Below are 594 nucleotides of genomic sequence, written 5' to 3' on the forward strand. Positions count from 1 at the left end.
GTGCAGGTGGGGGCAGCTAATTTATCACACAGTTGATAGACCAACGTATACGTTCCTGGCACCGTGCCCGTAGCCACGCTGATGGAACCTGTCGTCGTATTTAATGTGATACCAGCTGGATATGTGCCTACTGTTGAGACCTCAGCGTTAACGCCCAGCAGGACCGATACGCCATTCACTATATCATTACCTGTCACATTCGGGATGGCTGTGCCCCCCGTACCCGCAGACGCTAGGCCAGCATCGTCCATAGCGATCACGCTCGGTGCTACTGTCACTACAGCATTGGCCGTAGTACAGGTCACTGGCGAGAGCTTGTCGCAGAGTTGGTAGACCAATGTATACGTACCCGGTACGGTACCGATTGCCACACTGACGGACCCCGTATTCGCGTCGAGCGTGATGCCTGCCGGGTACGTCCCTACTGCTGAGACAACAGCGTTGCCCGTTGCACCCAGGGTAGCTGGCAGCCCGTTGACTACATCGTTGGCCACCAGGCTACCAATAGCCACACCGCTTGCCCCGGCCGAACCGGTTCCCGCGTCGTCATTGGCGATCACGCTTGGCGAGACAAGTACGATAGCAGTCGCCGTA

General features: G+C 57.2%; 1 protein-coding gene. It reads right to left on the bottom strand.

From position 1 onward, the window contains the following. Window positions 1-594: putative Ig domain-containing protein (locus tag F7231_RS27075; protein WP_208295706.1), on the bottom strand; the 594-nt coding region annotated here is incomplete at both ends.

This window comes from Fibrivirga algicola (assembly GCF_011742925.1).
GTDB classification, from domain to species: Bacteria; Bacteroidota; Bacteroidia; order Cytophagales; family Spirosomataceae; genus Fibrella; species Fibrella algicola.